The following is a 22,650-nucleotide window of genomic DNA, read 5'->3' as shown; positions in this document are numbered from 1 at the left end:
AATCGTTGGCTTGATTAGAATCCATCAGGAGGACTCAAACCAATGTTTCAAAAAATATTCTTTACGCTGACCACCGTCTTGCTCGTGATCCAATGCGGAGGCAAAGGAGGAGACGATTCGAATGAGCAAGCCGCTCTTCTTTTGGCGTTGATGCCTAAGGATCAGGGAATTTCCGGTGTGTATGCGATCTTAGCCAAACAAAACGGCGGAGGAGGCGGTGGTCCGGGAGCGTATTCCAAAGGAAACGTTTCCCCCTTTCAAGCGTACAGTGGTACGTATCCTTGTCCTAGAGGAGGAAGCGATACGGCTAACGGAGATATAACTATGGGTATGGCGGGAGGCGTCTTTACCGCTACTCTGACCGCAATCAAACATACCTATGCGGCCTGTTCTTTTCTTGCTCCTCGTATCGACGGGTCCAGTCAAGATTCTTCGTTGCTTGTTCTGAACGGAGAAGTTGTACAGTCGGGAACAATCTCTCAGACCATGGATCCCGCAAATACGGCGACTTTGGTGAAAGTTACGCAGAGCGGAAGTTATAATCTTTCTTCCAGTAATTATACTGTGAACGGTTATCTTTATCCTAAGTTCGATCTTACGTTTTCTTCGAACAATTCCAAACTTACGATCGAGAACGCGAACGATTTGGATAAAGCGACCGTGACCGTAGACGAAACGACTCGCGTTACGGGTACGATCGGTGATAAGACGATCGATACCACTTATACCTATAAAACTACGTTTAAGATGAAGTAATTCGAACTTCGACCCGTCGACCGATTCTTTTTACGAGAACCGGATCGGCGGGTTTGAACTTCTTCTTCTTTGAAACAGTGTTCCGCTCGATTTCGCTTAATAGTTTCTCCCATTCTTTCGCTTCGAAAAATTTTATTTCCAAATTAAGAAGGAATATTCCCTCATTTTTTTTCGGATTTCTGTCTCAGAATCTTGCTGAGACTTCCATATTTAGATCGTTCCTTAGGAGGATCCAAGTATGAAACTAACGAAACTGATTCTATCGCTTACTCTTTTGTTGTTTATTTCCAATTGCGGAGAGAAGAAGAAAGACGATTCGCAGAATAACGCGATTCTGCTGTTGGCTTTACAAAACCAAAACCCCGGTATTTCCGGTTTGTATGCTTCGTTGATGGCGCGCAGCAATAACGGAGGAGGAGGCGGAAATTATTCGAACGGAAGCGTTTCTCCCTTCGCCTTGATCAGTCAGTCGCAAAACTGTCCAAGAGGCGGAAACATGACCCTCGCCGGAGATCTTACGCAGGCAATGAACGGCGCTTCTATCAACGCTCAATTCACCGGTGTCAAAATCACCTATACCGCTTGTTCTTTGATGGCGCCGAACGTGGAGTCCGCCGGTAATTCTTCGCAGATGCTTTTAGAAGGAGAACTTGAACAAAACGGAACGATGACCGTTACCGTTGATCCTGCTTCGACTCAAAGCTTGCTCAAAACGACCGGGAACAGCTCGATGACGATCAGTTCCAGTTCTTATAAAGTGAACGGTTATCTGTATCCTAAGTTTGAAGTCACGTTTACGACTACCGGCTCGAAAACCACAATCGAAAACGCGGACGATATGGATAAGGCGATTATGACGATCGAAGAAACCGTGGAGATTTCCGGATACGTAGGAAACGAAAAAGTATCCGATTCTCATAGTTACAAAACTCAACTTAAATTAAAATGAGTCCGGTTTCGTCGAGGGAGTAAAATCCCTCGGCATCCCTTGCCTTAGAATTTGATTCCCTTCGCATTTCGAATCCATTTCCGATCGAATTGAAAGTTCCCGTAAAATTTAATAATTTTGAATATTTATAAATTAGAATGTATTTAGAATAGATGACCAATTTTATCCTTCCTTTTCCCGTAAAATAGAGTTGAGAGAAATCGAGACCGATGACAGAAAAGTCTCCGGTGAATCCTATGAAAAAATACGCTCTTATTTTTGCCGCAATCGTTTCTATAGTGTGCGGCCATTTCGTTTGGTCGTTTACGGGCCGTTCCCATTCGATGAGAAAACCCGATCTTCGTTTAGAACGGGTCGAAAGCTTCGGCAAGGATACGAACAAAGGAAATCTTTTGGGCGTTCAACCCTGGATGACTCCGATCGATTATTCCGAAGAGGAAAATTTCCGAAACAAAATCGAATCCTATATCGAAACAGCGCAGAAAAGAGGTTTTATAAATTCCAAAACGATCGTCGTTTTTCCGGAATATTTGGGAACTTGGTTAGTGGTTACGGAGGAAAAAGAATCCGTGATCTCCGCTACGAAAATCGAAGAGGCGATGCAGACTCTTGTTCTGAGCAACGTATATTCGTTCGTTTGGAACTTGCTCAAGGCAAAAGGAAAGGACTCCGTACGGGACGCTTTGTTTCGGATGAAGTCGGAGAAGATGGCTTCGATTTATACGCGCACGTTTTCCGAATTGGCACGCAAATATAAGATCACAATCGTGGCCGGATCGATCCTTCTTCCCGAACCTTCGGTCGTAGACGGAGTCTTGCAAATCGGAAACGGGGCTTTAAAAAACGGGTCATTCGTATTTGCGAGTGACGGTAAAGTTGCGGAGAATTCTCCCTTGAAGATTTATCCGATCGAGGACGAAAAAACCTTCGTGGAAGCGACGTCGATTGACGAACTCAAGGTTCTGTCCGTTCCGGCGGGAAAAATCGGAGTACTGGTCTGTGCGGATTCCTGGTTTCCGGAAGTATATGATACATTCAAAAAACAGAATGTAGATTTCGTATTGGTTCCTTCGTATGTCGCTCCGGATAACGCTATGACCGCGGTTTGGAAGGGTTATAACGGAGCTTCCAATCCTAAGGACGTTTTGACTCGGGACGTCGATCGGATCACGGAAGGGGAGGCCTGGTTGAAATACGCGCTTGGAGGAAGAATGTCGAAGTCGGGCGCGACTCACGGGATCAATGTGTTCCTCAGAGGTTCTCTTTGGGACTTAGGTTCGGACGGAGAGACCATTTGGGTGAAACGATCGACCGCTAAGACCTTTCCCCGGATTCACGGAGCAAGCATCGTCAACCTTTGGATCGATTGAGGAAAAGATTTATTTCTTGAAAACTCTTTGAAAAGGGATCTCCTTGGCGCATGTCACTATTTCTTTTTGAAACCTTTGCAGATAATTTTCAAACCAAGCACAAAGACGTAACCTCCGGAAAATGGTTCGGATTAAATTCTTTGAATCTAGATGGAAAACCCTTTGTTACCTTTTTTCAAGGCGAACTCGTTTTGAAACTCGGAGCGGAAAAAATCGCCGAGATTATTTCCCGTTATCCGGGCGCAAAACTTTTCGATCCGTCCGGAAACGACCGAGCGATGAAGGATTGGCTTCAGGTTCCCGTGGAATTCCAGGAAGACTGGCCTTCTTTAGGCGAAAGCGCTTACGATCTCGCCTTGTTGAATCAGGAAGTTTCTCCCGCTCCGAAAAAAGCGGTTGTAAAAACGGCTAAGAAGAAGGCTCCCGCTAAAAAGAAAAAGGCCGCGCCGAAAAAGAAGGCCAAAGCCAAGGCTAAGAAGGCTTCCGCAAAAAAAGCCAAACCAAAAACAAAGGTGAAGGCTAAGCCGAAAGCTAAGAAGAAGGTCGCGAAGAAAAAGACCGCGGCTAAAAAGAAAAAGAAGAAGTAATCGGTAGGCCGTAAACCTCTTTTTCTGTAAGGAGGTTTACGGATGATTCGGTTCGAAGCTATACGGACCGGATATTCGGGAGAAGATTATTTTTTAGTTTCGAACACCTTTTTCAGGAATTCCTTTTCTTCCTTTAGAATCAGTTCCTTATCGCTTTTCATATACTTGGAAAACAATACGTGATTTCCGAGTTCGATTTTTACCGCCTTATTCAACGGACTCGCCTTTCCGTTCTCATTCACTTTTTTGAATGCGTTTAACATCGATTGAACGGAAGCGGAAGCGTCCTGTTCCTTATCATTCTTATAATAATAAAATAAAAGAACGGGAGAAGAAATCTTGGAGAACGGATCGGTTCCTAAAATGTATTCGCGTAGATCCGAAAGATTTTGAACCGCCGCGAGATATTGATCCCTATACCAGAATGCGCTTGCAGGATCGCGTTTCTGTTCTTCCGTAGATTTGCGTATCTTTCCCATTACGAGATGTGCGAAATCCTTTCCCCAAGAGAATTGATAGATTCCTCCGAGGGCGCTCGTGAAATCGTAAAAGGGAGAGCCTAAGATCAAAGCTTGAACCCGTTCCGGATACTTCGCTGCCAAATAGGTGGAGATCAGACCGCCCATGCTCGTTCCGATTAGAATCGTTTTGTTTCCGAGTTTTTCCGTTTCCAAAAGGGCCGTTTCGGAATCCTGAAGAATCTCTTGAAACGTAGCGTCTCTGTGATCTTCCAAATTGGTTCCGTGTCCCGGGAGACGAACGTAGTAAAGATTCGCTTTTAAATCCTTTGCAAGTTGGTCCGTGACTTCTTCTCCTTCCGCACGGGAAGCTCCGAAGCCGTGTATATAAAGAATGGCGTATTCCGTTTTGCCGGGAGAATAACGAACCAGCTTTTCTTCATTATTCGGTCGCGCTTTTTTCTCCTGACTGATTTTGAGCTTTTCTTTGTAATAAGCGTCGAAGTCGGAATGCAGAGAAGCCGTTTTGTATTCGTATTTCGGCGTTTCCGCGTAAAACGTGACGACTAGAAAAAGGGCGAACGTTCCTAAAATCCCCAGGACCCACTTGAGTATTTTCATCTTTGTATCTTTCCTCACTACTCGAATGGAACAATTCAATCCTTTGGATTCGATCCTGCAAGAAAAATTGTTTGGAAGGATTTGCGGTCTTTGTTACGATGACTTCGTTTTAGGATCGTTCCGCAAAACGCCGGTTGAACGGCTCCGAAGGGAAGAATTTCCCCGGATTCCATACAGAAGCGGGACGTCCGGTGTTTCGGATTCGGATTTTCATTTTAAAAGAAATTCTTTTTTAAGGAGAATCGTATGAATCCAGTTTTCTCTTCGGTTCGGGAGAATCCCAAAAAACTAATCGCGTTAGTTTTCTTAGGCGGGATCGGTCTCGCTCTTTGCGACCAAATCCATGTGCAATTCGACGTGTTGAGATACTTCCATTTCGGAGTGTTCGGTCAGGCTTGGTGGGTGGCTCCTCAATTCGTACTTGCAACTTTATTAATGTATCTCGGAGCTTCCTTTTTTAGGAAAGAAGCGGAAGCCTTCGATGTCCGTGATTTCGTCTTAAGTCTTATCTGGTTTGTCGCGGCGTATCTTGCCAGCGGAATCTTTGCGGGAAGTCCGTTTACGCTCGCGGCGATCTACGTCGGCGCCTGGCTCTTTCGAATGATCTTTTCGATGGAAGCAAAGTCTTTGACGTTCTTTTCGATTCTTCTTGCGATCGGAGGAACGAGCGCCGAAGCGATCATTTCCAACGCGGGACTGTTCGTCTATAACCGGCCGGATTTTTTATTCGTTCCGATCTGGCTTCCCGGTTTGTATCTGCACGGAGCGCCTTTGATCTGGAATCTGATTTCCTGGGTCCAACAGGAAAACCGTTCCTAAGTTCTTGCGGAAACGGCGCGGCCGGAACGGCAAATAACGTGACTCTTCTCGGGTTGGATGATGGAACGGGAGATCCCTGCGGAAACCCGAATCGGTTGCGCCGCGTAGAGCAGGGAGCAACAAGATATATCCCGTTGATCGCCAAACACGGTCATTGCGGAAGAAGAAGTTCGCGGTTTTTTAGAATATTGCAGTTTCTTTTTTTACTGAATTATAAATTGAAACTTCGATAATCGTTGAAACGAATATATTGTTTTTCTAATGTATTCCAAAAATACAAAGTAGGAAAACATGAAACAAATCAGAATCGTTTTTTGTTTAACGATGGTTCTTGTCGGAATGGAGATCTTCGCGACCGAGAATCAGCCAAATGGCGCAAACGACAGAGTAAGCGGAAACTACGAAAACAGCAATTGGTCTATTCAATACGGATTCGGAGCGGGGAAGGCGACGTATTCGATGCCTTCGGAAGGAAATTCCATGGCCCTGCTGCCGTATTTGATAACGAGCCCTTCGACGACTTCTTCCGGCACTTCCAATCTATTGTTGCCCGCGTTGCTCTCGTCGAGCACTTCCAAGGAATCGTATTCCGGGCCGACTTATCACGGGAGATTTTACGCCGAATATCTGCCGAACTATTTCGGTCTGCATTTCGGTATGTCCAATTCCGTCTTTGATTTGAAAGCGAAGGTGGACCCGATCGAGCAGCTTTTACCGCTTCTGCTGCTTCAGAGCGCGGCGACTTCCTCGTCGAGTTCATCGATGTCGACCGCTTATCTCTTATATACGATCGCATCTCCGGCGACTTCTTCCGCTAAAATTCAAGACAGCATAACCTACTTCGATATAGGCCCGACGTTTCATGCAAGACCGCGTAAGACGTTCGATCCGTATCTTGCCTTAGGAGTCGGAGCCGGAAGCTGCGCGGGGCGATGCTATTCGTATCGAGGATATGCGAAACTCGGGTTTCGGATTAATTTCGGCGGAGGATATATCTTTTTAGAGGGAGAATATTCGCACGCAAATATACGAATCGGAAAGGACGACGCGGCGGAGCCGCTGAAGAATCAAATCGGAATTTTCGGATTCGGATTGTATCTCTAATTCTTCAAAAATGTTCGAAACCGGGATACTCGAACGTGCGCTCGGTTTCGTTCTGAAAGTATTTCACGCCTTTCCATTCTCCCGTCGCTCTTCCGATTTGCGTAAGAGCGATTCCGCCTAACGTAGAAGGAAGTTTCTGCGGACTCAAAAATAAAAGTTCCAATTCTTCCCCGGAGCCGAGCGATTCGTTCAAACTTAAAAATGCGTTTGCGTTTGTGGGAATAGGAACCGAATCCAGATCGATTTTCAGACCGAGTTCCGACGACGAAGCGAGTTTCGGGAGATCCTGTAGAAGACCGTCGGTCAAATCCATACAACAGGAAACGGTGAATTGTCGGGAAAGTTCGCGAGCCGCGTTCAAACGAGCTTTCGGAGTCAAATGTCTTTCTAAGGCGAGAGTGCGAAGAGGTTCCGGCACATCCAAACGTTCATTGAGAATCTTATATCCCAATTGAGAAAGTCCGACCGAACCGGTGAGATACAAAAAGTCTTCCTTCTTACCGCCCGAACGTTTCCAAGGAGTGGTCGTAACTCCGATCAAAGTCAAAGTCAGATTCAAAGAAGAAGAACGATACGTATCTCCTCCGCACAACTCGATTCCGTAAGAGGAAAGTGTTTCCTGCAAGGCCGATGAAAACGGAAGAATCCATTCTTCTTTGGAGGCCTTTGCGCTGAGCCCTAAATTCAAAAATGCTTTTGTAGGAACTCCACCACCTGCGGCGATATCGGAGACGTTCACTTCCACGAGTTTTCGGGCGATTTCTTTCGGACCGCTCCATTCGGTTCTAAAATGAGTTCCTTCGCAGATCGTATCTGTTGTGAAGATCCGACCTTCGTCGTCCAGATAACAGTCGTCAGTCTGAACGCTGCCGGGCGGATAAAGAACGCGGATGATTTCAGATTCTTTCAAAATGGAAATTTCCTTCAAAAACCTTGACTTTATTCGATTTCAGGTCAGTCTGAAAGACTATGAAACGAATCATTCTATTCTATTGTTTGATCCTACTCCCATTTGTCGCCGGATTTTCCGAAGCTCCGACCAAAAACCAAAGTTGCAATTATTCGTATGATCACGCGAGTACGAAGTTCGGCTGGAAGGCGTTTAAGTATACGGAGAAGACGGGCGTCGGCGGTTCCTTCGACAAGATCGAAGTGGCCGGAACTCCGTCCGGAACTTCCGTCGATAAAGTCTTGAAAGGAATCAAGTTCATCATCGATCCGAACACGATCAACTCGGGGAACAACGACCGTGACGCGAAGATCAAATCCGCATTCTTCTATCCGCTGAAACAAAACGGGAAAATCGAAGGAAAGGTCGTAGCCGTAGAATTGAATTCCGACAAAACATCGGGGAAGGGCGCGATCGAACTCAAATTCAACGGGGTTTCCAAAAAGTTGGATGTAACATTCAGCCTACACGGAGGGGCACATCTCAGTGCGAACGCGAAGTTGGATCTTGCAACTTGGAAAGCCCTCGGCGCGGTCGAGGCACTCAACAAAGTTTGCCTGGATCTGCACAAGGGAAAGGACGGAGTTTCCAAACTTTGGCCGGAAGTGGAACTTACGATTTCGACGATGCTGAAGGCCGATTGTAAGTAATCGATTGGGTTGTAGGAACTCATACGGCGCCTCCATCCGATTTGCAATCGGATGGACCGAGCTCTTCCGCAACTCGCTGCCGCTCGGCTCCCGCTCAGGCGGGGAGCCGCTTCGCGTTGCTTCGATCTCTGGCGCGGAGATTCTTTTCAGAGTCGGAATTCGGTCGTGTTCGTTTTTAAAATCGTTTGAGTTCCTACATTTTCGAAATGAAAACGAAAGAGTTCCCGCGTTCCTAAAAGTTGCATCGTCTTCGAAGGAGTTCCCACATTTCGTGAATCCGGGCCTGAATGAAATTTTGCGGAGAAAACAGGGCGCCCTGTTCGGATGGGGTTCCGTCCACTTCCTTCTTTGTAGCTCCGACTTCGATTCACAAAATTCCCTGCGATAGCGATTGCAGCGGAAATCCCCGAACCGAAAAACGAAAATTTGATTCGCATTTTTTACGATGGATCGGTTCGGTGAGGGATTGGAGCGAAAAGCGCGTTCGCTCGCCTCGAAAACGGAGAGAATTTGCGAGCGAATCGCCCAAACCGTGTACTTCGGCTCTTTTTTCTTGACTTTGGGGGTCAAAGCGAAACTCTGGCACCTACAGGACGATTTTTCATGTCAGTACTATCAAAAGCGCATAAAACTCCTTCTCTTACGAAAGAAAATGCCGTTAAAGGCTGGTTCGTAGTAGACGCGGAAGGAAAAACCCTGGGAAGACTCGCTTCCGGGATCGCCGCAAGACTTCGCGGAAAACACAAAGCAACTTTTACTCCGAACCAAGATTGCGGAGACAATATCATCGTTATCAACGCTTCCAAAGTGAAAGTGACCGGTAACAAAGAAACACAGAAAATGTATTATCATCACTCTCGTTATCCGGGTGGGATGACTGAAACCGTTTTCAAAGACTTAATCGCAAAACAACCTGAAAAGGTGATCTACGAGGCCGTGAAAGGAATGCTTCCAAAGAGCAAACTCGGAGATAAGATGCTCACCCATTGCAAAATTTTCTCGGGTGCTGAACACAACCTCCAGGCACAAAAGCCTGTGAAACTGGAAATCTAAGGAGACCTGAATGGCACCCGCTAAAGAAATCTGGGCTGTAGGAAGAAGAAAAACCTCCGTTGCCCGCGCAAAAATCAAAGAAGGTTCCGGTAAAATCACCGTAAACCACAAAGATATCAAAGATTATCTTCAAAACCGCAAAGCAATCATCGAAGAGGCGGTTCGTCCTCTTTCTCTCCTGAACGTTCAAGACAAGTATGATCTGAATCTGAACGTGACCGGAGGGGGAATCACCGGACAAGTCGGAGCAATCCGTCACGCAGTTGCAAGAGCGATCTGCAGAATCAAACCGGAGTTCCGTCCAGCCGTGAAAAAAGAAGGATTCTTAACCAGAGATCCAAGAATGGTGGAAAGAAAGAAATACGGTCTACACAAAGCGAGAAGAGGAACTCAGTTCTCCAAACGTTAAGTTTCTTTTTCATTTCATTTCGTTTTTTGGAATGCCTGAATCTCTTTCGTCCGAGAGCTTCAGGCATTTTTTGATTTTAGAGGTATCATGAAACGCCAATCCGTAGCGGAAATCCGCGAAATCTTTTTAAACTACTTCAAGGACAAGGCTCACAGCGTAGTTCCGTCTTCTTCCCTTTTACCTGCGGGAGATCCCACACTTCTTTTTACGACAGCCGGAATGGTTCAATTCAAACCGCTTTTTACCGGCGCGGTGGAACTCCCTTATACGAGAGCGACTTCCTGTCAAAAATGTCTGCGGACCACCGACCTCGAAGTTGTCGGAAGAACGGAACGCCATTGCACATTCTTCGAAATGCTCGGAAACTTCAGCTTCGGGGATTATTTCAAGGAAGAAGCGATTGAGTATGCGCTCGATTGTTCCGTCAATCACCTGGGCTTCGACAAGGATAAAATCTGGGTCACGGTTTACACCGATGACGACGAAGCCGAAAAAATCTGGCTCGAAAAAGGAATCCCCAAAGAGCGCATAACGCGTCTCGGCAAAAAGGACAACTTCTGGGGACCGGCCGGGGACAGCGGGGCTTGCGGGCCTTGTTCGGAACTCTATCTGGACCGCGGAGTGGAAAAAGGCGGACCGAATTGTGCGACGAGCGGAACCTGCAGACCGGGTTGCGACTGCGATCGTTTTTTAGAATTTTGGAATATAGTTTTCAATCAGTTCAATCAAGATACGGAAGGAAATCTGCATCCTCTCAAACAAACGGGGATCGATACCGGTTCCGGATTGGAACGAGTCGCCTTATTGCTGCAAGGCGTCGACTCGGTTTACGATACGGATGAACTCCGCAAGATCATTTCCTTTTACGAAGAATTATCCGGAATCAAATACACGAACGAAAACAAAACACCGTTTCGAGTCGTAACCGATCATATCCGCTCCGTTCTTTTTTCGATCGGAGACGGGATTTATCCGGACAGAACGGGAAGAGGTTACGTGATCCGCCGTTTGATCCGTCGCGCGACCCTTTTCGGAAGAAAGTTAAACTTTAGAGAACCGTTCCTATACAAGCTCGTCGATAAAGTCGTAGCAATCTACGAGGCCCGTTATCCCGAACTCGGAAAAAATGCCGCGGCTATTACAAAAACCATTCTTGCCGAAGAGGAACTCTTCTTAAAGACCCTCGAACTCGGACTCGAAAAGATCGAAACCCTCGTCGCAAAAACGAAAGCGAACGGAAAGACGATCTTTTCCGGAGCGGACGCATTCTTGCTTTACGGAACGTACGGTTTTCCGGCTGAGATGACCGAGGAAATCGTCGCCGAACAAGGACTCGATTTCGACAAACAAGGATTTCAAGAAGAACTCGAAAAAGACAGACAAGTTTCCAGAGAATCTTGGAAGGCCAACAAGGTTTCCTTGATGACCGGACAATCCGTCGAAAAAACGGAATTTCTCGGTTATTCTTCTCTATCAGGAAAAGGGAATATTACACATTTATTCTATAGCGCTCCTAAAAGCTCGGGTTCTTACGATAATAAACCCGCGAACGTTCTGAAAGAAGGACAAGCGGGTGTGATCGTATTAAACCGAACTCCTTTTTATCCCGAAGGAGGAGGTCAGGTCGGCGACACGGGTTTCCTGCGTCAGGGCAAAAGCGTGTTCAAGGTTTCGGACACACAAAAGGAAAACGACGTCATTCTTCATTTTGGAGAAGTTTTGAGCGGCGAATTCTCCATCGCACAAGAACTTGAAGCCGAAGTGGAAGCGGTTCGCAGAGAACGTTTGCGCTTTCATCACTCGGGAACACACCTTTTGAACGGGGCGCTCCGCAATTTGCTCGGGGATCACGTCATGCAAAAAGGTTCGATCGTTTCTCCCGAATATCTTCGTTTCGATTTTTCTCATCCTTCCGCGTTGACCGGAGAAGAAATCCGCAAGATCGAATCCTGGGTCAACGAATCGATCCGTAAGGATTTCCAAGTGGAAACCAAAGAACTCGGAATCGACGACGCGAAAAAGACCGGAGCCGTTGCGACCTTCGGAGAAAAATACGGAGATCGGGTTCGAGTCGTTCAGATGGGAGACGCATCCGTCGAATTCTGCGGAGGAACACACGTAAGTCATACGGGCGAGATCGGTTACTTCTTTATCAAAAAAGAATCTTCACCCGGCGCGGGAAACCGTCGTATCGAAGGAGTTTGCGGACCTGCGGTGATCGAAACCTTTCAAAACCGTTTCGCTGAACTCACCGAATCCGTGCAGAACTTAAACTTAAAAATCAAATCGGAGTTAGCAAACGAAGGATCAAAACTTCTCATCACTTCTCCCGTGCCCGGGCCGGATGAGATTCGGGAAAAACTCGAGAAGGAAGGAGCAACCGCGGTAACATTCTTCCGTGATCTTTCCGAAAGCATCGCCGCAAAGATCGAAGAAAGCACTTCTTCCTTTTTGAAAATGAAGAAGAGTTTGGAATCCCGCGACTTCGAGAACAACGCTTCGGTGATCGAGAAAGTGCTCGCTTCTTCCGTTGAGACCGGAGTCGGTAAAATCGTTTCCGCGATTTTCGAAGATAAGGATCCGAATTCCCTCAAAGGTCTTTCCGATAATCTCAAAGTGCGTGAAAAGAATCTTCTCGTAATTCTCGGCAGCAAAAACGCGGAGAACGCGAGCGTAGTGATCACTTGTTCTCCCGAACTCGTTTCCAAAGGAATTCACTGCGGAAATCTCGTCAAGGTCGCCTGTGAAGCGTTAGGCGGAAAGGGCGGCGGGAAACCCGATATGGCGCAGGGCGGCGGCAAGGAAAAACAAAATCTCGAGTCCGCGATCGCGGGTGCAGTGAACGAAGCAAAACAAATCTTAACCGGAGAAAGAGTATGAGCGATCCTTCCTTTGACGTGGTTTCCGAAATCAGCAGACCCGAGTTGACGAACGCGGTCACTCAGGCTCTCGGTGAAATTAAGAATCGTTTCGACTTCAAGGGTTCCAAATCCGACATCCAACTCGAAGACGAACAGCTCGTTTTGACTTCGGACAACGAAGCGAAGTTGGAAAGTGTGATCGACGTTCTCGTTTCTAAAATGGCGAAACGCGGGATCGGCTTAAAGAATTTCGACTTCAAATCCAAGATCGAACCCGCGACCGGCGGCACCGTTCGGATGAAAGTGAAAATCCGCAAGGGGATGGAAAAGGAACAAACCAAGGAAGTGACGAAACTCATCAAGGATTCCAAGCTGAAAGTCAACGTCACGATCATGGGAGAATCCGTCCGCGTTACCGGTAAGAAAAAGGACGATCTTCAGGAAGTGATCCATCTTCTGAAAACTTCCGATCTTCCCTTTGACGTTCAATTTACGAACTATAAATAATCCCGCTAAAACGCCGGTTGTCTCATCGAGCCGGTTTCACTCTTTCTTTGAGAACAAGTTTCTTGACAGGGTTTCTTTCCTCCGTCAAAATCTGCAACTACACAGAAACCTAAATTCTTGGATTTGAAAACGAATCCAAGACCTGAGTTCCCACTATGCCTATGACCGATTTAAAAACGGATAAGGACTTCGCCGAACTTCCGGAAGGAACCTTGGCGGAGCTTTTGGATGGTGAGATAATTATGGTTCCTGCTCCGATCCCGGAACACCAAAGAGTGTCCGGTAAGTTATATACTTACCTTTTGAAATACGTAGAACGCAACCAACTTGGAGAAATCTTCTTTTCCCCGATCGACGTGTTTCTCGACGAACACAACGTAGTTCAACCCGATCTCATCTTCATTTCAAAAGCGCGTAATACGATCATCCGGGAAAAACGAATCGAAGGTGCGCCCGATTGGGTCGCCGAAATTCTTTCGGAAGGAAACGCCTACCACGACTTAAAGACTAAAAAGAAACTCTACGAAAAACACGGGGTTCGCGAATACTGGATCGTCGATCCGATGGAACGTTCGGTGGAGATTTATCAAAACGGAACCGCTGGTTTTACGCTTTTTGCCTCTTCGGATTCCGGTAAAATCGAGTCGAAACTCTTGGAAGGATTTTCGGTCGAGATCCAATCGCTTTTTACAAAGCCCGAATAGCCTACGGAAGAATTCTTTTCTTAAACAAATCGGAACGTAACCTGGTCAAACTAGTATGAAAAAGAAGTTACTCATCGGTGTTTTAGTATGTTTTGTTACCTTCGGAATTTCAGCCGAAGACGAAAGTCCCGTAAAATTCAAATTGGAAAAAAGTTTCGGAAATTCGTATCTCTTAAAAATCGTTCATCCCGCCAATTACGGAATTCAAAAGGACGCACCTCATAAGATTCTCTTGAATGCGGGTCAAGGCTTGAAGGTGGAAAAAGCGGATCTGAAAGTGAAAGGGAAAACTTCCGAAAAGAAAAAGGAATATCTGGCTTCCGTCGATCCGATTCAATTAACCGTTACCGGCAAGGGTTCCTTGGAAATTCACGGTAAGATTTATTACTGCAACTACGACAAGAATATCTGCATTCCCGGCAAAATCCAACAAATAGAAACGATTCAGTAAACGAGTTCGCGCTTCCGAAGAAGAATCAGATGGTTCGCAGATGATCCTTCCCTTCGGACTGGGAATCGTATTTTGAATCCAAAGGCTGCAGGATTTTCGATCGTTGTTTCGGAAGTCGATTCTATTTCGTCTAACGTTTGAGCGAAGATTTCAATCCGGGAGAACTGACTTGAAACAAAAAGTAGGTTTTCCCTTGGATGGAAGCGGAATGTTTTACGATCTTTCCTTTTGATTCCACGAGTTCTTTCAAAATCGTTTTGTCGGCGGGACGGAAGGATTCTCCCTTTTCCGCGATCAACAGATTGAGGGCGCGTTTGCGCGCTAAGTCTTGTGCGCCGTCCGCGTTGCCTTCCAAAGAAGAAATCACGACTTGAAACGTATCCGAATTCAAAAATCCTTCGGGAGCTTTGATGAATTCGTCCGCGGAATTATCGTTCGATTCTTCCCGAACGGTCGTGGTTTCCTGGTGACCCGGAGGAACTTCGGTTCTCTTTCCGGAAGAAGTGCATTGGCTCAAGAACAATAAGGACAAGGTAAATAAGAAAAGTAGAATCGACTTCATGGATCCTCCCGAGTTTCTTCTTTGGAGATGGGTTGAATGCCCTTTCGTATAACGTTCGCATACAAATCTTTCTGAATATTTCTGTAAATGAAAGTACAATTCGCCGAGTCCGTATAATCTTCGCGAAAAAGAAACATCGAATTTAAGAACCAAGCAAAAGCCCCGCGATAGGCAAGCACGTCCTGTGCGAGCTGCTTTGCTTTCTCCTTATCTTTTTCCGCCGCTCGGGGATCGGGAATCAACGAAGTCGATTGCGTTTGGGAAGAATTCGGATTGTTCGTAGTAGACTGATTGGAACCGGCCGTGCTGGAAGAACTTCCTGAAACCGCGATTCCTCCCGGAGTCGTGGAAGCGGCGGCGGTCGTGCTGGAAATCTGACCAGGAAGCGCCGGTGCGGAACTGTTCGAAAAATCGGCGGGAATCGGGCCTCTGTAAATTCGATCGTTCTCCCGAATCTCTCTGATCAAAATGGAAACAGCGATCTCGTCCCGTTTCGTTTCCGCGATCTTTCTGCACTGAGTTCGCAATTCCTTGATTCCTGCGTCCTTTACGGGAAGGGGAACCTTGACTAAGATCTGAAAGAATTCTCTGGAAATAAAACCTGTGTCTCGCACGTTCTCCAAAACTTTTTGTCTGTATTCCGGATCGGCGGGTACACAAGAGAAAAGGAAGAATAAAATCGAAATTTCTAAAAATACGAAACGCAACCGCCGCATGGGACAAGCATTTCCGAAACCTCGCCGAAAAGGAAGCAGGATTTTTCCGGGAACTTTCTGGACACCAGGTTCCGAACGGGAAAGACTGTAAGCTATGCGTTTCACGAAACCGATTCTTAAACCCCTTGTGATTTTCGGAATCTACGTCTTTCTTTCGAGTCCGTCTTTGTTTGCGGACGCTTCGATTTTCTCCGGACTCAAGAAGTCTTTGGAAGAAAAGACAAGAACCTTTCAAATGGAAAACGGACTGAGGGTCCTTATGATGAAGCGGGAGGATTCTCCTACCATCGCGGTTTATACGAAATTCTTAGTAGGCTCCGCGGACGAAACTCCGGAGATCGCGGGAACCGCCCATCTCTTGGAACATATGTTGTTCAAAGGAACCAAGAACATCGGAACCACGAACTACGAAAAAGAAAAACCGTATCTGGAACAGATCGCCGTTTGGGGAAAGAGATTGGATTCTCTTCGCATTCAAGAATTGGAATTAAAGTCCAGAGGCGAAGAACCTTCGGCGGAATTTAAGAATCAAATCGAAACGTTGAAAAAAAGATTCACCGCTCTGCTGGAACTGCATCGCAAATTCGTAATCTCTAATGAAGACAATTATATCTATTCGAGAAACGGAGGAGTCGGTTTTAACGCATACACTTCGAACGACGTTACGAACTATCAGATTCTTCTTCCCGCGAACCGGTTGGAAATCTGGGCCAAACTCGAATCCGATCGTTTGAAAAATCCTATATTACGAGAATATTATACGGAACGGGAAGTCGTTCTCGAAGAAAGAAGAATGCGCGTCGAAAACAGAGGCCTCGGAATTCTCCGCGAGAATTATATGGACGCGGCGTTTCCGGTCGGTCATCCGTATCGAATGCCCGTGATCGGCTATGAAAAAAATCTCGGTTTTCTCGATCTCGAAAAGACGACAACGTTTTTTAAAAATTATTACGATCCGCAAAGAATGGTGATCGCCGTTGTAGGCTCCTTGGATTTCGAAAAGACCGAAACGATTCTCCGCAACTATTTCGGCGATTTGAAAAAAGGAAAGCCGCAGGCTTTGAAAAAAGTCGCGGACGCGGGCTTTAACGGACCGAAATTCGTTTCCGTGGTTCATCCGAGCACGCCTTCCAAAATCATCGGATTTAACAAACCCGCGTTTCCTCATCCGGACGACGCGGTGTTCAGCATCATCGATACGCTTCTCGCGGAAGGGGAATCGGGACGGTTGTTTAAAAAACTCGTTCTCGAAGAACAAATCGCGCAGGGAGTATATTGTTGGAACGGAGATCCGGGCGATCGACTTTCCAATCTGTTTTCGATCTACATCACGAACAATCAAAACGCGGATCAAAAGAAGGTGGAGAATCTCGTTCAAGAGGAATTGGATCGTTTAAAAACCGAACCGGTAACTGCGGAAGAACTCTTTAAAATTAAAAATCAAATCCTAGGCGGTTATCTCCGAGCCTTGGATGACAACGGAAAACTCGCAGACGTTCTTTCCCTCTATCAACTTTTATACGGAGATTGGAAGGAACTTCTCAAAGGATACGAAGAATTGGATACGGTGACGCCGGAAGACATTCAGCGCGTCGCCAAAAAATACTTCGTAGCCGAAAACAGAACGATCGCGGAATTGAATCCGCCCGTAAAGGAAACCAAATTATCCGGGAACCGATGATGCCGAACTTAGAACAGAACATGATACTGAACAAGAAAACTTCAAAAGAACGTTTCGCTTTCGGCCTTTCATCCGAATCCGAGGCGAAAAAAAGAGCCGGGTCGAGCGAACAAGACCGCCTAGTTTCAAAAAAGAATTCGTATATAAGAATATTCTGTTATTCTTTTGTATTGCTCCTCGCGGCGGTTTTGCCCGTGTCTTCGGCTCCGGGAGATTTCGTCAAAAACGTAAAGGTTCCGCCTCTCAGTTTCGAGTTTCCCGAAGTGCAGACCTTTTCTTCCGGAAAAGGAACCGAAGTGTATTTTTTACCGGGGGAAGAATTCCCTCTGAGAAACATAGAGATTCATATCTACGCGGGCGTTTTGTACAACCCGAATCTTCCGCCCGAAGTTCCCGAGTTGTTCGTACAGGCTTGGAAACACGGAGGAATTCCTTCCGCTCCGGGAAGCGCGTTTCTCGAAACACTGGAAGGTTACGGAGCCAAGATCGATACGGACGCGAACTCGGAAAAAATCGTATTCACGATTTCTTATCTTTCTCGGTTCGAAAAGGAGATTCTTCCTTTCGTGAAGGAATTTCTTTCCAATCCTTTGTTAAGCGAAGAAGGTTTCGGAGTCGCCAAACTCAATCTGGAAGAGGCGATCAAACGGAGAAACGATAAGATCCCAGACATCGCTTACCGTAAAACCGCGGAACTCGTTTATAAAGGAACCGTTCTCGGAAAAAGCGCGCAACTCGATTCCCTTTCCAAAATTCAATCCAAGGATTTGCGCGACTACTTCGAACAGATTTTTTCCAAGTCAAGAAGGGTGGTCTTATTCACCGGGGACCTTCAGAAAAAGGAAGCGGAACCGTTGGTCGGTTCGTTGCTGCCTCCGAGAGAAACCGTACTTGCGGAAAAGCCGGTCGTGTTGAACACGCAATCCCTCAAAAAGAATCTGGATTCTCTTTCGTTTCAGATTTTAGGAGTGGATAAGGAAGCGACGCAGAGCATCGTGATGATGACGGGGATTCTTCCCGCGCACAAGGACCCGGACTTTTACGCGATCCAACTCGCGAACTACATCATCGGAGGGGGCGGTTTTAGTTCGTATTTTATGCAGAAGATCCGTTCGGACCGGGGGCTTGCGTATTCCTCCAATAGTTCCACCTATTTCGAAAAAGACTACGGGGTTGTTTACTTTACCACACAGACCAAAACCTCCACGACCAAGGAAGTCTACGATCTGATGCGCGAAATATTAAGCGAAGAGACGATCGATAAGATCACCGGAGACGAACTTGAATCCGCCAAACAATCCATCGTGAACCGGTTCATCTTCCAGTTCGCGGATAAGATGGGAATTCTTCATAACTTTCTTCGGTTTAAAGAACACGATATGCCGAACGATTATCTGAAAACCTACCGCGACAAGATCCAAGCCGTAAGTTTGAACGATCTAAAGAGAGTAGGGAAAAAATATTTCGTACATTCTTCCGTGAAAACGGTTCTTACAGGACCGAAGGATATTACGAAAGGATTGAATGAAACCGTTAAACACATCGCGCCGGAAGAAAGGATTCCTTAGTGTATTGTAAGTTTCATCATAAACAGTATCAGTTCGAGGGAATTTCCGAAGGAGGAATCCGAACTTCTTTGTATCTTCCTTCCCTGAGTCTGATGTTCGATATAGGAGCGCAGAATCCGAATCGAATCCATCTCGATACGCTTCTTCTTACGCATTCTCATCTGGACCATTCCGCCGGTTTGCCGTATTATATTTCGCAGCGATCGTTGAAGAAGTTAAAACCTCCTAAGATTTTCGTTCCGGTTCCGCTCGAACAACCGATGCGTAAGATTCTCGATCTTTATTCTCAGATCGAAGATTTTCCGTATTCGTACGAGATGAAAGGCGTGAGCGACGGGGAAAAGATCGACCTCGATCCGCATCATTTCTTTTCTCCGCATAAAACGTTCCATCGAGTTCCTTCGCAAGGTTATACGATTTATCAAAGAAGAAAGAAGCTCAAAAAAGAATTTCAATCCGTCTCCAAGGAAGAATTGAACCGGGTCTTGAAGGAAAAAACGGAAGTTTCCGAACTAAGCGAAGCTCCCGTCATCAGTTTTTCCGGCGATACGAAGATCGAATTCGTTCTCGAACACGAAGACGTAGCCAATTCGAGTATTCTATTTATTGAATGTACTTATATAGACAAGGAACGAAACACGGCGCAGGCGAGGGAATGGGGTCATATTCATCTCGACGAAATTATCGGTAACCTTTCCTCGTTCAAAAACGAAAAGATCGTCTTGATACATTTTTCGAAACGTTATACGGTTCCTTATATCCGCGAAGTTTTGGACAAACGAATTCCGAAAGAGGAAAGACACCGCTTCCACGCGTTTCTGCCATGAGCAAGGGAAGTCCTCCGGGAAAATACGGAACCTCCGTTTTTTTAAACGGACTTGAGGAACGGATCGATTCCGAACTGGTTCCTCGTCCCGTCGACATTCTCTTTCAAATGGAAGAAGACGCGGCCGCGCTCGGCGTTCCGGTTTTAACTCCCGCGTCCGGAGCGGTGTTGCGTTTTCTCGTGGAGACGGCTCAGCCCGAAGAAATTCTCGAGCTCGGAACCGGTTACGGCATTTCCCTTTTTTGGATGGCTTCGGGTTTGAAACGGATCGCGAAAATTGTTTCCTTGGAACGGGAGATCGATTATATCGCAAGGGTTCGATCGTATCTCGAAAAACATCCCTTCGGTGATCTCGACATTCATCTTTTGAAAACGCATTGTTTGCAATACATGAAGGATGCACTCGATGTTCCGAACGCGGACTGGTTCGGTAAGTTCGTATTTATAGATTGTGATAAGGTTTTATATCCGGAGATCTTTCGGATTCTTTCCCGATTGAAACCGACAACGGCTGTGTTCGATAACGTTCTCTGGCACGGGAGAATCTTCGACTCAGAAAGACAGGCTCCTTCGGACAAGGCCGTCCGTGAGTTTTGGGACGAAGTGAGAAATTCCGATTTCGCTTATACTCTATTCCCGGTAGGCGACGGTCTGCTTCAGATTCGTTTTCGAGAAACCCGATAATTCGCCCCGCAAAGCAAGCTCCAAAAATAGGAGTTGCGTTTTAAAACCCTGTGCTATACTTCCGCGTAGGAGATTCGCATGTCATTAAAAAGTTTCCGAATTTCGATCGTGATTTTATTCTTAACCGCCGCTTCCGTTTCGGCTCAATCCGGAGCGACCAAAGACGAAGGCAAGGGAAGCGAACTTGCAAACGCGGCTAACGATCCCAAATATCAAGGCGATTATCTGGAAGAATTCCATTATGCGAGAACCTTGGATTCTCTTAAAGAAAAAGTAAAAAACGACATCTACGCACTCGCGACCGTTACGAAAAATTTCGGTTCCAGCGTTCAGGGTTCCAACGAGGATTTGAATTCGATCTGGAAACAATACAACGACGCTCTGCATTATTATTACAGAAGGCAATACGTCGTGGCCGGAAGAAAAATGCGCGAGACTTCCGAGAGCATGGACAAACTCTTCAACAAGTTCTCCGATCAATACAACAAAAGAACGGATCAGCTTTTGGGAGAATGCGCGGATACGATCGTAAGCGTCGAACAGACTCAAAACGGACCGGCACAATCCGTCACGGCGCGCAGCCGCGAAATCTCCGCGAATCACCACAAACTTCAGATCGCATATTACCAGATGATTCAAGCGGATCGTATGAGAAGGGATTCGAGATATAAGGATTCTCTCATACACTTTCGACTCGCAAAAGAATACGGGATTTCCATTTTGAGCAAACTCAAACCGGAAGAAGAAAGCAAAAACGTCCGCGAAAAATATAAGATAGACCTGAGCGACAATCGGAATATGGTGTACTCCGAAAGCTCGGATAAGGAATCGCAGAAAAAATAGTGAGGCATTTTCAAAACTTCTCTTCGTTTAACAATTTTCTTCTTTTTTACCTTTTGTTTTCGGGGGCGGTCCTTCTGGCCGGTCCCGAAAAGGAAGCGCCTGAAACCGCTTCTTCACCGCCGACTCCCGCTCAAACCTTCAAAGTGGTGATCGATCCCGGACACGGAGGAGTCGATCTCAAACCCAAAGAGGATCACGGCGATAAATACGATCCGATCACGGATAAATATCTGGAACTCTATAAAGCCGGAGCTTCTTCCAAAGGAAGAAAGGAACGCGCGGTCGTATTAGAACTTGCTAAAGAACTCAAGGAGATTCTCGACTTAACGAAAACTCCGGAAGGATTCGAGACGTTCAAGTCGTATATGAAGTCGTTTACGAACGACGATCTTCCCTGGATCAAAATCGATTCCGTGATGACACGGACGGGAAACGCGGAGGAACGCGAATATTCCGCCAACGAAGATCCGAACGCTCCGTATCGTCTTTTCGATTATCCCGATAAAAAAACGAAAAAGATGAAACAAGGGAGAATTTCGTTTATCAATCAGGAAAAACCGAACCTTGTCGTGTCGCTTCATCTCAATCCGAGTTACAAGGAACATCCCGGCGGAATGGCCGCGGTGCTTTCTCCTTCGTACAGAACCTTCTACGTTTTGAAAGGAATCTCCGAAGGAAGATATTCCGAGGATAAGTTCAACGATTCTCCTTGGGCGGAGTGGATGGTCTTTAAAGAAGGCTGGTCCAAACTCGAAAACGCCGTCGCCGACGCGTGGATTTACTTTCACGGTTATTGGCCGAACAAGTCCGGTAAAAAAACGGATCTTTCCGCGTTCGAAGGGTATCGCCAAAACATGATTAGTTGGAAATACAAGGACATTCCCGGTTGGGAAGAATTGGCGAAGGCCGGCGGTAAAGGGCGATACTCGAAAACTCATAAAAGCTTTGTCGCGGAAGGAAAATTCTGGGAACGAGAAAAGGCCGAGCCCGAACTCTGGAGAAGAGAGGACGGAAGAGAAGGCTTCGGAGGCGACAACCATTACGCTTCCGCGGAACTGATGCGTTTCGTTCAATACGGTTTGCGAAAAAGAAAAACGGACGAAGACTTTCCCGAACCCGGACCGATCAATAAACCTTACTTGTCCACATACGCGCTTCCTACGTTTATCAACGCGATTTCGGCTTATTTAGAAATCGGTTATATAGACAAGGAAAAGGATATGACTCTGATGACTAAACGGAAGAAGGACGTCGCGATTTCGCTTGCGGCGGGAATTTATTCTTTGGTTCACGGTGTCAAAATCAAACAACAGGATTATCCTTACGTTCCGGTCGGCAAGAAGATCCATTGGAAGCGTTACGAAAATTATAAAAATGGAAACTACTTTCAGATCGTGAGCGACTGAAGATTCCTTTCTTACATTTTTAGGATCGGATAGTCCTTTTCTAAAACCGCCTTGTCTACGTTCTAATTGATAAGTAGGCGCTGTCTATTGTTGAAATGTGCGAAAATTGAGGAGGT

General features: G+C 46.3%; 23 protein-coding genes. 19 read left to right on the top strand and 4 right to left on the bottom strand.

Features of this window, described 5'->3' with window-relative positions; all coding sequences use genetic code 11:
* Nucleotides 1–42: 42 nt before the first annotated feature.
* The 4 genes from srp (DLM76_RS00675) to DLM76_RS00660 all read left to right on the top strand — a co-directional run bounded on the left by srp (DLM76_RS00675) (nt 43) and on the right by DLM76_RS00660 (nt 3,662).
* Entirely contained in the window at nt 43–756 is a 714-nt protein-coding gene (gene srp, locus DLM76_RS00675) for a sigma factor SigX-regulated lipoprotein (protein ID WP_118964108.1), read from the top strand.
* Nucleotides 757–994: 238 nt separating this feature from the next.
* Nucleotides 995–1,705, top strand: a complete 711-nt coding sequence (srp, locus tag DLM76_RS00670; RefSeq protein WP_118956353.1) for a sigma factor SigX-regulated lipoprotein — start codon at nt 995–997, stop codon at nt 1,703–1,705.
* 236 nt (nt 1,706–1,941) lie between these two features.
* Nucleotides 1,942–3,075, top strand: a complete 1,134-nt coding sequence (locus DLM76_RS00665; protein WP_118964524.1) for a nitrilase-related carbon-nitrogen hydrolase — start codon at nt 1,942–1,944, stop codon at nt 3,073–3,075.
* Nucleotides 3,076–3,125: 50 nt separating this feature from the next.
* Nucleotides 3,126–3,662: a DUF773 domain-containing protein gene (locus DLM76_RS00660; RefSeq protein ID WP_118964107.1), complete on the top strand. Its 537-nt coding sequence runs from the start codon at nt 3,126–3,128 to the stop codon at nt 3,660–3,662.
* An 86-nt stretch (nt 3,663–3,748) separates the two neighbouring features.
* Here DLM76_RS00660 and DLM76_RS00655 read toward each other — a convergent pair whose 3' ends face one another.
* Entirely contained in the window at nt 3,749–4,741 is a 993-nt protein-coding gene (locus tag DLM76_RS00655; protein WP_118964106.1) for an alpha/beta hydrolase, read from the bottom strand.
* A gap of 246 nt (nt 4,742–4,987) precedes the next feature.
* On the opposite strand from DLM76_RS00655, the gene DLM76_RS00645 reads away from it, so the two are divergent.
* Together DLM76_RS00645 and DLM76_RS00635 are read left to right on the top strand one after the other, a co-directional pair.
* Complete coding sequence (locus DLM76_RS00645) at nt 4,988–5,560, top strand: hypothetical protein (protein ID WP_118956357.1); 573 nt, start codon at nt 4,988–4,990, stop codon at nt 5,558–5,560.
* A 291-nt stretch (nt 5,561–5,851) separates the two neighbouring features.
* Entirely contained in the window at nt 5,852–6,664 is an 813-nt protein-coding gene (locus tag DLM76_RS00635) for a hypothetical protein (RefSeq protein WP_118964103.1), read from the top strand.
* 4 nt (nt 6,665–6,668) lie between these two features.
* Here the strand turns inward: DLM76_RS00635 and thiL are convergent, their stop codons facing one another.
* A complete protein-coding gene (gene thiL, locus DLM76_RS00630) occupies nt 6,669–7,592 on the bottom strand; it encodes a thiamine-phosphate kinase (protein WP_118964102.1) in 924 nt (307 codons plus the stop codon).
* 41 nt (nt 7,593–7,633) lie between these two features.
* On the opposite strand from thiL, the gene DLM76_RS00625 reads away from it, so the two are divergent.
* The 7 genes from DLM76_RS00625 (at nt 7,634) to mpl17 (ending at nt 14,248) form a co-directional block, all read left to right on the top strand.
* Nucleotides 7,634–8,263: a YceI family protein gene (locus DLM76_RS00625; RefSeq protein ID WP_118964101.1), complete on the top strand. Its 630-nt coding sequence runs from the start codon at nt 7,634–7,636 to the stop codon at nt 8,261–8,263.
* A 603-nt stretch (nt 8,264–8,866) separates the two neighbouring features.
* Complete coding sequence (gene rplM / locus DLM76_RS00615; RefSeq protein WP_010574070.1) at nt 8,867–9,316, top strand: 50S ribosomal protein L13; 450 nt, start codon at nt 8,867–8,869, stop codon at nt 9,314–9,316.
* A gap of 10 nt (nt 9,317–9,326) precedes the next feature.
* Nucleotides 9,327–9,725 carry a 30S ribosomal protein S9 gene (gene rpsI / locus DLM76_RS00610; RefSeq protein ID WP_100747449.1) on the top strand — a complete coding sequence of 133 codons (399 nt, stop codon included), beginning with the start codon at nt 9,327–9,329 and terminating at the stop codon, nt 9,723–9,725.
* Nucleotides 9,726–9,812: 87 nt separating this feature from the next.
* The gene (gene alaS, locus DLM76_RS00605) at nt 9,813–12,605 is read left to right on the top strand and encodes an alanine--tRNA ligase (protein ID WP_118964099.1); all 2,793 of its coding nucleotides are present in this window, start codon (nt 9,813–9,815) and stop codon (nt 12,603–12,605) included.
* Nucleotides 12,602–13,093, top strand: coding sequence for a YajQ family cyclic di-GMP-binding protein (locus tag DLM76_RS00600; protein ID WP_020986223.1), 492 nt, complete (start codon nt 12,602–12,604; stop codon nt 13,091–13,093). The genes alaS and DLM76_RS00600 overlap by 4 nt, the downstream gene beginning before the upstream one ends.
* 155 nt (nt 13,094–13,248) lie before the next feature.
* On the top strand, nt 13,249–13,797 hold the full coding sequence (locus tag DLM76_RS00595) for a Uma2 family endonuclease (RefSeq protein WP_118964098.1): 549 nt from the start codon (nt 13,249–13,251) through the stop codon (nt 13,795–13,797).
* 55 nt (nt 13,798–13,852) lie between these two features.
* A complete protein-coding gene (gene mpl17 / locus DLM76_RS00590; protein ID WP_118956365.1) occupies nt 13,853–14,248 on the top strand; it encodes a cell surface protein MPL17 in 396 nt (131 codons plus the stop codon).
* 130 nt (nt 14,249–14,378) lie between these two features.
* Here the strand turns inward: mpl17 and DLM76_RS00585 are convergent, their stop codons facing one another.
* Nucleotides 14,379–14,810, bottom strand: a complete 432-nt coding sequence (locus DLM76_RS00585) for a lipoprotein (RefSeq protein WP_118964097.1) — start codon at nt 14,808–14,810, stop codon at nt 14,379–14,381.
* Complete coding sequence (locus DLM76_RS00580; protein ID WP_118964096.1) at nt 14,807–15,526, bottom strand: hypothetical protein; 720 nt, start codon at nt 15,524–15,526, stop codon at nt 14,807–14,809. The genes DLM76_RS00585 and DLM76_RS00580 overlap by 4 nt, the downstream gene beginning before the upstream one ends.
* A gap of 94 nt (nt 15,527–15,620) precedes the next feature.
* Here DLM76_RS00580 and DLM76_RS00575 point away from each other — a divergent pair, with 94 nt between their 5' ends.
* The 6 genes from DLM76_RS00575 (at nt 15,621) to DLM76_RS00550 (ending at nt 22,534) form a co-directional block, all read left to right on the top strand.
* Nucleotides 15,621–17,207 (top strand): M16 family metallopeptidase, encoded by a 1,587-nt coding sequence (locus DLM76_RS00575; protein WP_118956367.1) that lies wholly within the window; start codon nt 15,621–15,623, stop codon nt 17,205–17,207.
* A complete protein-coding gene (locus DLM76_RS00570) occupies nt 17,204–18,775 on the top strand; it encodes a M16 family metallopeptidase (RefSeq protein ID WP_429946394.1) in 1,572 nt (523 codons plus the stop codon). The genes DLM76_RS00575 and DLM76_RS00570 overlap by 4 nt, the downstream gene beginning before the upstream one ends.
* Nucleotides 18,775–19,602, top strand: coding sequence for an MBL fold metallo-hydrolase (locus DLM76_RS00565; protein ID WP_118964094.1), 828 nt, complete (start codon nt 18,775–18,777; stop codon nt 19,600–19,602). The genes DLM76_RS00570 and DLM76_RS00565 overlap by 1 nt, the downstream gene beginning before the upstream one ends.
* A complete protein-coding gene (locus DLM76_RS00560) occupies nt 19,599–20,285 on the top strand; it encodes an O-methyltransferase (RefSeq protein ID WP_118964093.1) in 687 nt (228 codons plus the stop codon). The genes DLM76_RS00565 and DLM76_RS00560 overlap by 4 nt, the downstream gene beginning before the upstream one ends.
* Nucleotides 20,286–20,363: 78 nt before the next feature.
* The gene (locus DLM76_RS00555) at nt 20,364–21,128 is read left to right on the top strand and encodes a hypothetical protein (protein ID WP_118964092.1); all 765 of its coding nucleotides are present in this window, start codon (nt 20,364–20,366) and stop codon (nt 21,126–21,128) included.
* Nucleotides 21,128–22,534 (top strand): N-acetylmuramoyl-L-alanine amidase, encoded by a 1,407-nt coding sequence (locus DLM76_RS00550; protein ID WP_118964091.1) that lies wholly within the window; start codon nt 21,128–21,130, stop codon nt 22,532–22,534. Before DLM76_RS00555 ends, DLM76_RS00550 begins: the two co-directional genes overlap by 1 nt.
* Nucleotides 22,535–22,650 lie beyond the last annotated feature (116 nt).

This window comes from Leptospira yasudae (assembly GCF_003545925.1).
In the GTDB taxonomy this organism is placed as follows: domain Bacteria; phylum Spirochaetota; class Leptospiria; order Leptospirales; family Leptospiraceae; genus Leptospira; species Leptospira yasudae.
This window is presented reverse-complemented; position numbering and strand designations above follow the sequence as displayed.